10 protein-coding genes and 3 pseudogenes are annotated in these 13,259 nt (G+C 68.5%); 11 read left to right on the top strand and 2 right to left on the bottom strand.

The window, feature by feature from the left end:
* Window positions 1-76 precede the first annotated feature (76 nt).
* The 6 genes from ACWCRD_RS39035 (at window position 77) to ACWCRD_RS39010 (ending at window position 7,240) form a co-directional block, all read left to right on the top strand.
* Window positions 77-1,594: an outer membrane protein assembly factor BamB family protein gene (locus tag ACWCRD_RS39035; protein ID WP_450970429.1), complete on the top strand. Its 1,518-nt coding sequence runs from the start codon at window positions 77-79 to the stop codon at window positions 1,592-1,594.
* A gap of 185 nt (window positions 1,595-1,779) precedes the next feature.
* Window positions 1,780-2,067: a 30S ribosomal protein S15 gene (gene rpsO, locus ACWCRD_RS39030; protein ID WP_028802543.1), complete on the top strand. Its 288-nt coding sequence runs from the start codon at window positions 1,780-1,782 to the stop codon at window positions 2,065-2,067.
* Between the two features lie 312 nt (window positions 2,068-2,379).
* Entirely contained in the window at window positions 2,380-4,626 is a 2,247-nt protein-coding gene (locus ACWCRD_RS39025; protein ID WP_450970428.1) for a polyribonucleotide nucleotidyltransferase, read from the top strand.
* Window positions 4,623-6,002 (top strand): M16 family metallopeptidase, encoded by a 1,380-nt coding sequence (locus tag ACWCRD_RS39020; RefSeq protein WP_450970427.1) that lies wholly within the window; start codon window positions 4,623-4,625, stop codon window positions 6,000-6,002. The genes ACWCRD_RS39025 and ACWCRD_RS39020 overlap by 4 nt, the downstream gene beginning before the upstream one ends.
* Before the next feature lie 25 nt (window positions 6,003-6,027).
* Window positions 6,028-6,780 (top strand): 4-hydroxy-tetrahydrodipicolinate reductase, encoded by a 753-nt coding sequence (gene dapB / locus ACWCRD_RS39015; protein WP_450970426.1) that lies wholly within the window; start codon window positions 6,028-6,030, stop codon window positions 6,778-6,780.
* Between the two features lie 7 nt (window positions 6,781-6,787).
* Entirely contained in the window at window positions 6,788-7,240 is a 453-nt protein-coding gene (locus ACWCRD_RS39010) for a tetratricopeptide repeat protein (RefSeq protein ID WP_099931721.1), read from the top strand.
* A gap of 82 nt (window positions 7,241-7,322) precedes the next feature.
* Here ACWCRD_RS39010 and ACWCRD_RS39005 read toward each other — a convergent pair whose 3' ends face one another.
* Window positions 7,323-7,874, bottom strand: coding sequence for a PH domain-containing protein (locus tag ACWCRD_RS39005; RefSeq protein WP_450970425.1), 552 nt, complete (start codon window positions 7,872-7,874; stop codon window positions 7,323-7,325).
* A 90-nt stretch (window positions 7,875-7,964) separates the two neighbouring features.
* Window positions 7,965-8,201 (bottom strand): hypothetical protein, encoded by a 237-nt coding sequence (locus ACWCRD_RS39000; protein ID WP_389078662.1) that lies wholly within the window; start codon window positions 8,199-8,201, stop codon window positions 7,965-7,967.
* A gap of 202 nt (window positions 8,202-8,403) precedes the next feature.
* Here ACWCRD_RS39000 and ACWCRD_RS38995 point away from each other — a divergent pair.
* The 5 genes and pseudogenes from ACWCRD_RS38995 to ACWCRD_RS38975 all read left to right on the top strand — a co-directional run.
* Window positions 8,404-8,694 (top strand): annotated as a pseudogene (locus ACWCRD_RS38995) (FAD-dependent thymidylate synthase); the annotation flags it as partial.
* Window positions 8,674-9,600: pseudogene (locus ACWCRD_RS38990) on the top strand (HNH endonuclease); the annotation flags it as partial. The pseudogenes ACWCRD_RS38995 and ACWCRD_RS38990, both read left to right, overlap by 21 nt.
* A 3-nt stretch (window positions 9,601-9,603) precedes the next feature.
* Window positions 9,604-10,053: pseudogene (gene thyX, locus ACWCRD_RS38985) on the top strand (FAD-dependent thymidylate synthase); the annotation flags it as partial.
* Window positions 10,054-10,263: 210 nt separating this feature from the next.
* The gene (dapA, locus tag ACWCRD_RS38980; RefSeq protein WP_450970424.1) at window positions 10,264-11,163 is read left to right on the top strand and encodes a 4-hydroxy-tetrahydrodipicolinate synthase; all 900 of its coding nucleotides are present in this window, start codon (window positions 10,264-10,266) and stop codon (window positions 11,161-11,163) included.
* A 141-nt stretch (window positions 11,164-11,304) separates the two neighbouring features.
* The gene (locus ACWCRD_RS38975; RefSeq protein ID WP_450970423.1) at window positions 11,305-12,990 is read left to right on the top strand and encodes a ribonuclease J; all 1,686 of its coding nucleotides are present in this window, start codon (window positions 11,305-11,307) and stop codon (window positions 12,988-12,990) included.
* Window positions 12,991-13,259: the final 269 nt, after the last annotated feature.

Raw genomic sequence — 13,259 nt, 5'->3', positions numbered from 1 at the left:
GGGGCGTCGGCGTGAGCACGGCACCGGAATCCGCACCCCCGGTCACAGGAAAACTCCACAGGGAAAGGACCCGCGCGTGAGCTTCGGCCCGCCCCCTCCCATGTACGCCCAGCCCGCCCCGCCCGCGCAGCCGCCACGGCACAAGCACCGCCCGGGGTGTCCCGTGGCGCTGCTCGCGCTCCTGCTGGTCGCGGCGCTCGGCACCGGCGGCCGGCTGCTGTGGGCCGCAGGCGACGGTACGAAGACCTCGAACGGGGCGGCCACCCGCCAAGGCCCCCGCGACATCCGGGAGACCGTCGAGAAGAAGCCCGCGAACCCCACCGGAAAGATGGCCTTCCGCTTCTCCGTGGACGGCCTCAGCCCGGGCGAGCACTACCAGATGCCCGGCATGTGGGCCACGGACAAGATCATCGCCAAGGGCATCAACAAGACCGTCGTCGGCCTGCGCATAGGCACCGACGCCGCGCCCGGCGACGAGAGGTGGAAGCTCCCCCTCGACGGCCCGATCTGCGGCTACACCCGCCACGTGACCAACGAGCACCGCACGGCCGTCCTGTTCCGCGCCAACGACCGGGGCAACGCCTTCTGCAACCACGTGGCCTTCTTCGACCTCGACGACGGCCGTGAGATCTGGGACGCCGACTTCCCCGTCTCCCAACTGGGCGACGGCCACGGCATGGCCACGGGCGGCGATGCCCAGGACACCCCGAGCGTGACCCTGGTGCACGGCACGGTCGTCGTCACCTGGGGCGGCGGCACGGACGCGTACCGCATGAACGACGGCACGCGCGCGTGGGAGACGATTTCCGCCGGCTCCTGCCAGGACATGGGGGCGGCGGGCGGAGGCGCCCTGCTGGTGCGCCAGCAGTGCTGGAACGACAAGGCCCCCGCCGACTCCACGGACGCCACCACCTACAAGGCACGCAGGGTGGACCCGACAACCGGCAAGGTCCTGTGGACGTACTCCGCCGCGAAGGGCATCCGCGACCTGAACATCCCCTCCGCCGAGCCGCCCGTCCTCGCCGTCCAGGCCGGCGGGATCGGCATCTCCGAGATGCTGTCCCTGGACACCTCGGGCAAGCCCCGCGCCGTCATCCGCCTCCAGAACGGCACCTACGTCGGCGAGTGCTCGTACGACGACTTCCTCACCGCCGACGACTGCCCGACCATCGCCGTCGGCGACGGCCAGGTCTTCCTGCGCAGCAAGGACTCAGGCGAGCTGATCAACTCCAACTGGATCATCGGCTTCGACCTGGCGACCGGAAAGACCACCAAGAAGTTCGACTCCGGCCCAGGTTCCCTGCTGTACCCGGTACGGATGAGCGGTGACGCACTCCTGGCCGTACGCGTGACCGACCAGCACGTCATGCCGTCGGGACTGGTCAGCCTGGACCCGCACAAGGGCACGGAGAACCCGTACCTCTACTTCGACCTCCCTCAGGAGGCCGATCTGATGACGATGACGGACTACAACGACATCGTCGTCCAGGACGGCCGCATCTTCTTCGGCGTCAAGAAGGTCGACGGACCCGCCAAGGGACAGCCCAAGTGGGTGTATCTCGTCCTGGGCATCGAGAGCATGGCCGTGAAGTAGCGGCCCCACCGGCTGGTACGCTGTGTGACGGCCGTTTGTGTACGCACCCCCGGAACCCCCGCAGGTTCACCTGCAGGACCTGGAGGCCGCGCCCAGCGGATCCCCGCCTCCCGAGTAACGGAAGCTCCCCCGAGACAAAGACCGGGGGCACTCGGTGGCAACCTTGAAGACTACGAGGAGTACGAGTGTCGCTCGACGCCGCTACGAAGAAGCAGATCATCAGCGAGTTCGGCCAGAAGGAGGGCGACACCGGCTCCCCCGAGGTCCAGGTCGCCATGCTCTCGCGCCGGATCTCGGACCTGACCGAGCACCTCAAGACCCACAAGCACGACCACCACTCCCGCCGTGGTCTGCTCATCCTGGTCGGTCAGCGCCGTCGCCTGCTGCAGTACCTCGCCAAGAAGGACATCCAGCGCTTCCGTACGCTGGTCGACCGCCTCGGCATCCGCCGTGGTGCGGCGGGCGCCAAGTAAGACGCCGTGCAGGGGGAGCGGTTCCCGAAGGGTCGGGACCGCTCCCTTTGCCGTACGTGCGGAACCGTCCGTACGCACGGAAACATGCGGAGTGTCACTGCCCCTTTGTAGTGTGGTAGCACAACGCAATACGTACGACACAGCGAGAAGCGCACCTCGCCGCCGCCGGTCCTCGGTAGTGGCCCCCGGGGAAGAGACCCCGGGTGCTTCGATCGAAGACCGGCCCGCACCAGTGGAGCGCTTCTCCGTGACGGTCCTCCTGCCACACGGGCAGACCAGGACAAAAGACGAAAAGTATCGGAGAAAACGCTAGTGGAGAACGAGACCCACTACGCCGAGGCCGTCATCGACAACGGCTCCTTCGGCACCCGCACCATCCGCTTCGAGACGGGCCGCCTGGCCAAGCAGGCCGCCGGCTCCGCCGTGGCGTACCTGGACGACGACACCATGGTGCTGTCGGCCACCACCGCCTCCAAGAACCCCAAGGACCAGCTCGACTTCTTCCCCCTGACGGTGGACGTCGAGGAGCGGATGTACGCCGCCGGCAAGATCCCCGGCAGCTTCTTCCGCCGTGAGGGCCGCCCCTCCGAGGACGCGATCCTCACCTGCCGCCTCATCGACCGCCCGCTGCGCCCGTCCTTCAAGAAGGGCCTGCGCAACGAGATCCAGGTCGTCGCCACGATCATGGCCCTCAACCCCGACCACCTGTACGACGTCGTGGCGATCAACGCCGCGTCCGCGTCCACGCAGCTGGCCGGTCTGCCCTTCTCCGGCCCGATCGGCGGCGTCCGCGTCGCGCTGATCAACAACCAGTGGGTCGCGTTCCCGACGCACTCCGAGCTCGAGGACGCCGTCTTCGACATGGTCGTCGCCGGTCGCGTCCTGGAGGACGGCGACGTCGCGATCATGATGGTCGAGGCCGAGGCCACCGAGAAGACCATCCAGCTGGTCAAGGGCGGCGCCGAGGCTCCGACCGAGGAGGTCGTCGCCGCCGGTCTGGACGCCGCGAAGCCCTTCATCAAGGTGCTCTGCAAGGCCCAGGCCGACCTCGCCGCGAAGGCCGCCAAGCCGACCGCCGAGTTCCCGATCTTCCTGGACTACCAGGACGACGTCCTCGAGGCCCTCACCGGTGCCGTCAAGCCGGAGCTCGCCTCCGCGCTGACCATCGCCGGCAAGCAGGAGCGCGAGGCAGAGCTGGACCGCGTCAAGGCGCTCGCCGCCGAGAAGCTCCTGCCGGAGTTCGAGGGCCGCGAGAAGGAGATCTCCGCCGCGTACCGCTCGCTGACCAAGACCCTGGTCCGTGAGCGCGTCATCAAGGAGAAGAAGCGCATCGACGGCCGCGGTGTCACCGACATCCGCACGCTGGCCGCCGAGGTCGAGGCCATCCCGCGCGTGCACGGTTCCGCACTGTTCGAGCGTGGCGAGACCCAGATCCTGGGCGTCACCACCCTCAACATGCTCCGCATGGAGCAGCAGCTGGACACCCTCTCCCCGGTGACCCGCAAGCGCTACATGCACAACTACAACTTCCCGCCGTACTCCACCGGTGAGACCGGCCGCGTCGGCTCCCCGAAGCGCCGCGAGATCGGCCACGGCGCCCTCGCCGAGCGCGCCCTCGTGCCGGTCCTGCCGACGCGCGAGGAGTTCCCGTACGCGATCCGTCAGGTGTCCGAGGCCCTCGGTTCCAACGGCTCGACGTCGATGGGCTCGGTTTGCGCCTCCACCATGTCGCTGCTGAACGCCGGTGTGCCGCTGAAGGCCCCCGTCGCCGGTATCGCCATGGGCCTCATCTCCCAGGAGATCGAGGGCGAGACGCACTACGTCACCCTCACCGACATCCTCGGTGCGGAGGACGCCTTCGGTGACATGGACTTCAAGGTCGCCGGCACCAAGGAGTTCGTGACCGCGCTCCAGCTGGACACCAAGCTGGACGGCATCCCGGCCTCCGTCCTGGCCGCGGCCCTGAAGCAGGCCCGTGACGCTCGCCTCCACATCCTCGACGTGATGATGGAAGCGATCGACACCCCGGACGAGATGTCCCCGAACGCCCCGCGGATCATCACCGTCAAGATCCCCGTGGACAAGATCGGTGAGGTCATCGGCCCCAAGGGCAAGATGATCAACCAGATCCAGGAGGACACCGGCGCCGAGATCACGATCGAGGACGACGGCACCATCTACATCGGTGCCGCCGACGGCCCGGCCGCCGAGGCCGCCCGCGCCACGATCAACGGCATCGCCAACCCGACCATGCCGGAGGTCGGCGAGCGCTACCTGGGCACCGTCGTGAAGACGACGACCTTCGGTGCGTTCGTGTCGCTGCTCCCGGGCAAGGACGGTCTGCTGCACATCTCGCAGATCCGCAAGCTCGCGGGCGGCAAGCGCGTGGAGAACGTCGAGGACGTGGTCGGCGTGGGCCAGAAGGTCCAGGTCGAGATCGCCGAGATCGACTCCCGCGGCAAGCTCTCCCTGATCCCGGTCATCGAGGGCGAAGAAGGCGACGACACGGCATCCGACAGCGGCTCCGCCGCGGGCAAGAAGGACGACGGCGACAAGTGACGCCCCGTGGCTTCAAGGCGACGGCCCGCACCTCCTCGGAGGCGCGGGCCGTCGCCCGTACCCAAACCCTGATCAAGGGCGAGAACGGCATCGGCACGGTCCGCAAGACCACCCTCCCGGGCGGCCTGCGCATCGTCACCGAGACCCTGCCCTCGGTCCGCTCCGCGACCTTCGGCATCTGGGCGCACGTCGGCTCCCGCGACGAGACCCCGGCCCTGAACGGCGCCACGCACTACCTGGAGCACCTGCTCTTCAAGGGCACCTCCCGCCGTAGTGCGCTGGACATCTCCTCCGCCATCGACGCGGTCGGCGGCGAGATGAACGCGTTCACGGCGAAGGAGTACACGTGCTACTACGCGCGCGTGCTCGACACCGACCTGCCGCTCGCCATCGACGTCGTCTGCGACATGCTCACGGGCTCGCTGATACTCGAGGAGGACGTCAACGTCGAGCGCGGCGCGATCCTCGAAGAGATCGCGATGACCGAGGACGACCCGGGCGACTGTGTGCACGACCTGTTCGCGCACACGATGTTCGGCGACAACCCCCTGGGCCGTCCCGTCCTCGGCACGGTCGACACCGTCAACGCCCTCACCGCGGACCGCATCCGCCGCTTCTACAAGAAGCACTACGACCCGACCCACCTGGTCGTGGCGGCCGCCGGCAACATCGACCACAACAAGGTCGTACGACAGGTCCGCGCGGCCTTCGAGAAGGCGGGCGCCTTCAAGAGCGACGCGGCGGCCCCCATCGCCCCGCGCGACGGCCGCCGCACGATCCGCACCGCGGGCCGCGTCGAACTGCTCGGCCGCAAGACCGAACAGGCACACGTCGTCCTCGGCATGCCGGGCCTCGCCCGCACCGACGAGCGCCGCTGGGCCCTCGGCGTGCTGAACACGGCCCTCGGCGGCGGCATGTCGTCCCGCCTGTTCCAGGAAGTCCGCGAGAAGCGCGGCCTGGCCTACAGCGTGTACTCGTACACCTCGGGCTTCGCCGACTGCGGCCTGTTCGGCGTGTACGCCGGCTGCAGGCCTTCGCAGGTCCACGACGTGCTGAAGATCTGCCGCGACGAACTCGACCACGTCGCCGAGCACGGCCTGTCCGACGACGAGATCGGCCGCGCCATCGGCCAGCTGCGGGGTTCGACGGTCCTGGGCCTGGAGGACACGGGCGCGCTGATGAACCGTATCGGCAAGAGCGAGCTGTGCTGGGGCGAACAGATGTCCGTGGACGACATGCTGGCCCAGATAGCTTCGGTCACCCCGGACGACGTCCGCTCGGTCGCGCGCGACATCCTGGGACAGCGGCCTTCGCTGTCGGTCATCGGCCCGCTGAAGGACAAGCAGGCGTCCCGCCTGAACGAAGCGGTCGCGTAAGTCCCCTCCTGAAGGAAGCAAGAAGATGAGCAAGCTGCGCGTGGCGGTCCTCGGTGCCAAGGGCCGGATCGGCTCGGAGGCGGTACGGGCCGTCGAGGCGGCCGAGGACATGGAGCTGGTGGCCGCCCTCGGCCGCGGCGACAAGCTGGAGACGCTGGCGGAGACCGGCGCCCAGGTCGCCGTCGAACTGACCACGCCGGCCTCGGTGATGGACAACCTCGAGTACTGCGTGAGCCACGGCATCCACGCGGTCGTCGGTACGACGGGCTGGACCGACGAGCGCCTCACGCAGCTGCGCGGCTGGCTGGCCGCCTCCCCGGAGACGGGCGTGCTGATCGCGCCCAACTTCTCCATCGGCGCCGTACTGACGATGAAGTTCGCGCAGATCGCCGCGCCCTACTTCGAGTCCGTCGAGGTCATCGAGCTGCACCACCCGAAGAAGGTGGACGCCCCCTCCGGGACCGCCACGCGCACGGCCCAGCTCATCGCCGAGGCACGGCGCGCCGCCGGTTCGGCACCGGCGCCGGACGCCACGGAGACGGCACTGGACGGGGCCCGCGGCGCGACCGTAGACGGGATCCCCGTGCACGCCGTCCGCCTGCGTGGCCTGCTGGCCCACCAGGAGGTCCTGCTCGGCGGCGAGGGCGAGACGCTGACCGTCCGGCACGACTCGCTCCACCACAGCAGCTTCATGCCGGGCATCCTGCTGGGCGCCCGCCGTGTGGTGACCGCCCCGGGCCTGACGTTCGGCCTGGAACACTTCCTGGACCTGGGCTGACACCGTCATGCGAGCCAAGCTGTCCTACGCCATAACGGCCGCCGTCCTGGTCTTCTACTTCGTCCTGGTCGGCAGCCGCGGCGTCATGCTCATCCAGTCCGGCACGGTCCTCACCGTCACCTTCGGTGTGGCGGTGCTGATCCTGCCGGTGATCGGCCTGTGGTTCCTGTGGAAGAACACCCAGTTCGTCCGCAAGGCCAACGCCCTCGCCGCCGAACTCGACGCCGAGGGCGGTCTGCCCGTCGACGAGCTGAAGCGCACACCCGGCGGCCGTATCGACCGCGACTCGGCCGACGAGGTCTTCGCCAAGCGCAAGGCCGAGACGGAAGCGGCCCCCGACGACTGGCGCAGCTGGTTCCGCCTCGCGGTCGCCTACCACGACGCCCGTGACACCCCACGCGCCCGCAAGGCCATGCAACGCGCCATCGCCCTGCACGAGGGCAGAACGGTCGAGGCCTGAGACCCACGACCACACCTCAGCCGTACGCCGAAGGGGCCGGCCCGCGCTCACCGCGGACCGGCCCCTTCGTACGAGCGCAGGGTCAGCCGCGCCTGTTCTCCGCCGCCCACGCCTCGATCGTGTCCGCGGCCCGGTCGAAGGACCCGGCCCGCGCCAGGAAGTCGACGCCGTGCGTGGTGAGCAGCACCGGCCCGTCCTGCGCCGGACGGTCACTGCGTACGAGGATCAGGGCCTGCCCCTGCACCGTGCGCGGCAGCCCGAGCCAGCGCACCGGCTGCTGAACCGTCCGCAGGGCGGCGACCCGCTCCCACGGCGTCGTACGCGTACCGAAGAAGCCCACCTGGCGCAGCCCGCGCGCACTCACCCACACGCCCACGCGCAGCAGCCTGAGGGAACCCCCGATGACGGCCAGCGCGACACCGAAGACCACACCGGCCTCGGAAGCCGAAGCGGTGAACGCGATGATGACCGCGGCGAACAGCACGAAGGAGGCGAGCAGCAGCCACAGGGCCGCCACACCCACGCGCCACGGCCCGGGGCGGTAGGGCCGCCGCCAGCGGTCGCGGTCGTCGAAGGGCAGCGCATCGTCCGCCGGCTCATAGGCACGGTCGGCCGTCAGGAAGGGCAGGGGCACGGCTGGTCCTCACTCAATCCATGCATGGGCTGTGCCCGGTGAGGTTATCCGTCTGTGTTCCTGCTCACCACTCGTGGGGTCCGGATGGAGTCAGTGCCCCTGGGAGGCCTGTGACTGCTGAGCCGGCGTGGCAGCGGGACTGGACAGCGCGGGCATACCGAGAACCAGCGAGCCCACCAGTCCGGCGACGATGGTGAGTCCCAGCAGCCAGCGCCCGGCTATCTGACCGGCGGACGCCCGCTGACGGGGCGGGGGAGCGACATTGCTGCGGAACCTGTCGGCCTCGGCGACGAAGGCGAACGGAACGGGTTCACGCCGACGGAACATGAGGGGAGCTTCTCCTCTCGGGATCGAACGAGTGACTGTCATCTACACAGACGGTCGAGTGCCCCAAAAGGTGCCCGGTTTCGCCGAATTCACAGAAATTCGCCGACGTATGTCGCGACCCGGCACCGAACGCCCCGTTGTCAGTGCCGGGTCGTAGAGTGGGCGCCGCCCGAGAGAAGTGATGGAAGGGACCCTCCGAGTCGTGACCGACACCCCCGCCGACGACCTCAAGCCCAGCTTCCGCAGCGACGTCACCGTCGAGCTGGTCAAGCACACCGCGTCCGACGCCGACGTGCTCTTCGCCGCCCGCGTCTCGACCATCGGCGAGCAGTCCCTGGACGAGCTGGGCAAGGACCCCGAGCGCTCCAAGGGCCTGATCAACTACCTGATGCGCGACCGGCACGGCAGCCCGTTCGAGCACAACTCGATGACGTTCTTCGTCAGCGCCCCGATCTTCGTCTTCCGCGAGTTCATGCGGCACCGCGTCGGCTGGTGCGTCGCGGGTGATACGGAGATCACGCTGGTGAGCGAGGCGGGCAATCTGCGGCGGCGCTCCATCGAGGATCTTTACAAACTGTGGCACCTCGGCGTGCAGGACCGCTTGCCGCACTCGGCGGGTGGCGTGACCTGGCACGCACGCGCACAGAAGTGGATGGCGCAGGTCCGTCGTGGAGAGACGAACCACTACCTCGGGCTGTACGACAACCGCGAGGCGGCCGACTCCGCTGTCGCCGAATTCCGCGAAGAACACCCGTCCACCCGGCTGCGCAAGCTCGAATCGGTGCGGCGCAATCACGTCCGCTGTTACGACGAGGAGACGCTGACCGCGCAGCGGGCCCAGATCCTCGACGTCGTCCAGTCGGGCGTCAAGCCACTGATCAAGATCACCACTGCGGGTGGCAAGGTTCTGCGTTCCACCGTCGACCACGCGGTGCTCACTCCGGACGGTTGGCGGAAGGCCGGTGAGCTGGCGGTCGGCGACGCGGTCATGTCCGCCGGGACGGCGCCCCGCCCCTCCGAGAGGCTCGTTCCCCCGAGCCTTCGTCGCGGTGTCGGAGTCTGGACCTCGATGCAGCGCGACCGCCTGATTCGCGAGACCGATCTCTGCCACCTCTGCGGACAGTCCTTCCCTCGCGAGCAGCTTGCTCTCGATCACGTCGTTCCTGTGGCCGAAGACCTGACCCGCGCGCTCGACGAGCGGAATCTGGCACCCGCCTGCGAGCCCTGCCATGCCACCAAGAGTGCGACGGAACAGAAGCTCGCCCGTGGCGGCGGAAAAATCGCTGTGGCCGTTCCCGATCCGGTCGTTTCGATCGAGGACGACGGTGAGGAGATGACGTACGACCTCACCGTGGAAGGCCCCTGGCACAACTTCCTGGCCAACGGAGTCGTCGTCCACAACTCCTACAACGAAGAGTCCGGCCGCTACCGGGAATTGCAGCCCGTCTTCTACGTGCCGGGAGAGGACCGCAAACTCGTACAGCAGGGGCGACCCGGCAAGTACGAGTTCGTGCAGGGCACCGAAGCCCAGCAGGAGATCGTGGAACGCTCGATGCAAGAGTCGTACATCCAGGCTTACGAGCGTTACCAGGAGATGCTCGCCGCCGGCGTCGCCCGCGAGGTCGCCCGTGCGGTACTCCCGGTCGGTCTGTTCTCCTCGATGTACGCCACCTGCAACGCCCGCTCGCTGATGCACTTCCTCGGCCTGCGCACCCAGCACGAGCTGGCGAAGGTCCCGTCCTTCCCGCAGCGGGAGATCGAGATGGTCGGCGAGAAGATGGAGGCCGAGTGGGCCAGGCTCATGCCGCTCACCTACGCCGCCTTCAACGCGAACGGCCGTGTGGCGCCGTAGCACACCGCCATTCACCGGTCGGGCAGCCCCGTACGGTCAGCCTGGTGAAGTGTCCGTATTGCGGCATTTGGAGAAGTTCATCTAGCCTGATCAAACGGACCCGGTACTGCTTGAACCCCCGAGCAGGCAGTACCGGGCTCCGCATTTGTCCGGACTTATCCCGCACCCCAAGGGCAGACCGCGCATTGAGCACCGAGTAGCGTGTTACCCATGGCTCCGACCTCGACTCCGCAGACCCCCTTCGGGCGGGTCCTCACCGCCATGGTCACGCCCTTCACGGCGGACGGCGCACTCGACCTCGACGGCGCGCAGCGGCTCGCCGCCCACCTGGTGGACGCAGGCAACGACGGCCTGATCGTCAACGGCACCACCGGCGAGTCCCCCACCACCAGCGACGCGGAGAAATCGGAGCTCGTACGGGCCGTACTGGAGGCGGTCGGCGACCGCGCCCACGTCGTGGCCGGTGTCGGCACCAACGACACCCACCACAGCATCGAGCTGGCCCGGGCCGCCCAGAAGGCCGGCGCACACGGCCTCCTGATCGTGACGCCGTACTACAACAAGCCCCCGCAGGAGGGCCTCTACCGGCACTTCACGGCCGTCGCCGACGCCGCCGAGCTACCGGTCATGCTCTACGACATCCCCGGGCGCAGCGGCGTCCCGATCAACACCGAGACGCTGGTCCGGCTCGCGGAGCACCCGCGCATCGTCGCCAACAAGGACGCCAAGGGCGACCTCGGCCGCGCGAGCTGGGCGATCGCCCGCTCCGGGCTCGCCTGGTACTCCGGCGACGACATGCTGAACCTGCCACTGCTCTCGGTGGGCGCGGTCGGCTTCGTCTCGGTCGTGGGCCACGTGGTCACTCCGGACCTGCGCGCCCTCGTCGACGCGTTCGTCTCCGGGGACGTCCAGAAGGCCACCGAGATCCACCAGAAGCTGCTCCCCGTCTACACGGGCATGTTCCGCACCCAGGGCGTCATGACCACAAAGGCCGCCCTCACGCTCCAAGGCCTGCCCGCGGGGCCGCTGCGCGCGCCCATGGTCGAGTGCACACCCGAAGAGATCGCCCAGCTCAAGATCGATCTTGCTGCAGGCGGGGTACAGCTCTGACACCAGACTTGGCACCACAGGCTTCACAACTGAATAGGCGGGCCACCGGTGCCCGCACCCCACAACGACAACTGCTCATGCACGAACGTCACGCGCGCCACGTGCCCACCGGTACGTGGCGCGTGTGGTGAGGAGAGTCTTTTGAGTCATCCGCATCCTGAACTCAGCCCGCCCCCGCCGCTCCCCGAAGGCGGCTTGCGGGTCACCCCACTCGGCGGTCTCGGCGAGATCGGCCGAAACATGACGGTCTTCGAGTACGGCGGCCGTCTTCTGATTGTCGACTGCGGCGTGCTCTTCCCCGAGGAGGAGCAGCCCGGGATCGACCTGATCCTGCCGGACTTCTCGTCCGTACGGGACCGCCTCGACGACATCGAGGGCATCGTGCTCACGCACGGCCACGAGGACCACATCGGCGGCGTCCCCTACCTCCTGCGCGAGAAGCCGGACATCCCGCTGATCGGCTCCAAGCTGACCCTCGCCCTGATCGAGGCGAAGCTCCAGGAGCACCGCATCCGCCCGTACACCCTCGAGGTGGCGGAGGGGAACCGCGAACGCGTCGGCCCCTTCGACTGCGAATTCGTCGCGGTCAACCACTCCATCCCGGACGCCCTCGCCGTGGCCATCCGCACACCCGCGGGCATGGTGGTCCACACCGGCGACTTCAAGATGGACCAGCTCCCGCTGGACGGCCGCCTGACGGACCTCCACGCTTTCGCACGACTGAGCGAGGAGGGCATCGATCTCCTCCTCGCCGACTCGACGAACGCGGAGGTCCCCGGCTTCGTCCCGCCCGAGCGCGACATCTCCAACGTCCTGCGCCAGGTCTTCGCGAGCGCCCGCAAGCGGATCATCGTGGCGAGCTTCGCCAGCCACGTCCACCGCATCCAGCAGATCCTGGACGCGGCCCACGAGTACGGCCGCCGGGTCGCCTTCGTCGGCCGCTCGATGGTCCGCAACATGGGCATCGCCCGGGATCTCGGCTACCTGAAGGTCCCGCCGGGTCTGGTCGTCGACGTGAAGACACTCGACGACCTGCCCGACAGCGAGGTCGTGCTGGTCTGCACGGGTTCCCAGGGCGAGCCCATGGCGGCCCTGTCCCGCATGGCCAACCGTGACCACCAGATCCGCATCGTCGACGGCGACACGGTGATCCTGGCGTCGTCGCTGATCCCCGGCAACGAGAACGCGGTCTACCGCGTGATCAACGGCCTGACCCGCTGGGGCGCGAACGTGGTCCACAAGGGCAACGCGAAGGTCCATGTGTCGGGCCACGCGTCCGCGGGCGAGCTCCTGTACTTCTACAACATCTGCCGCCCGAAGAACCTGATGCCGGTCCACGGCGAATGGCGCCACCTGCGCGCCAACGCCGAACTGGGCGCCATGACCGGCGTGCCGCACGACCGCATCGTCATCGCCGAGGACGGCGTGGTCGTCGACCTCGTCGAGGGCAAGGCCAAGATCTCGGGCAAGGTCCAGGCGGGTTACGTCTATGTCGACGGGCTGTCGGTCGGCGATGTGGGCGAGCCGGCGCTCAAGGACCGCAAGATCCTCGGCGACGAGGGCATCATCTCGGTCTTCCTCGTGGTGGACTCGTCCACCGGCAAGATCACGGGCGGCCCGCACATCCAGGCCCGCGGCTCGGGTATCGAGGACACGGCCTTCGGCGACGTGATCCCGAAGATCACCGAGGTGCTCGAACGCTCGGCCCAGGACGGGGTGGTGGAGCCGCACCAGCTGCAGCAACTCATCCGCCGCACCCTCGGCAAGTGGGTCTCCGACACGTATCGGCGCAGGCCAATGATCCTGCCGGTCGTGGTGGAGGTCTGACGGGCGTACGAACCCTCGTACGTGTGAACCCGGAGCGGGGCGCCTCGATTTGCATCGGGGCGCCCCGCTCCAGTACGTTTACGGCTCCGCCAGAACGGGAACCCGGCCGCTTCGTGCGCCGGAACCAGTCCCCGATCGGGGCGGGAAATCCGACTCAGAATCTCTGATAAAGTCGGAGCCGCCGGAAAGGGAAACGCGAAAGCGGGAACCTGGAAAGCACCGAGGAAATCGGATCGGGAAACGGTCTGATAGAGTCGGAAACGCAAGAC

The organism is Streptomyces sp. NPDC002092 (assembly GCF_053593775.1).
The sequence above is the reverse complement of the archived record's forward strand: the minus strand, read 5'-3'. Positions and strand labels throughout refer to the sequence as shown.

What these genes read in the sequence shown, in the direction of transcription:
- dapB (WP_450970426.1), top strand. Translation starts at nt 6,028, where the DNA reads ATGAGCAAGCTGCGCGTGGCGGTCCTCGGTGCCAAGGGCCGGATCGGC.
- ACWCRD_RS39010 (WP_099931721.1), top strand. Translation starts at nt 6,788, where the DNA reads ATGCGAGCCAAGCTGTCCTACGCCATAACGGCCGCCGTCCTGGTCTTC.
- ACWCRD_RS39000 (WP_389078662.1), bottom strand. Translation starts at nt 8,201, where the DNA reads ATGTTCCGTCGGCGTGAACCCGTTCCGTTCGCCTTCGTCGCCGAGGCC.
- dapA (WP_450970424.1), top strand. Translation starts at nt 10,264, where the DNA reads ATGGCTCCGACCTCGACTCCGCAGACCCCCTTCGGGCGGGTCCTCACC.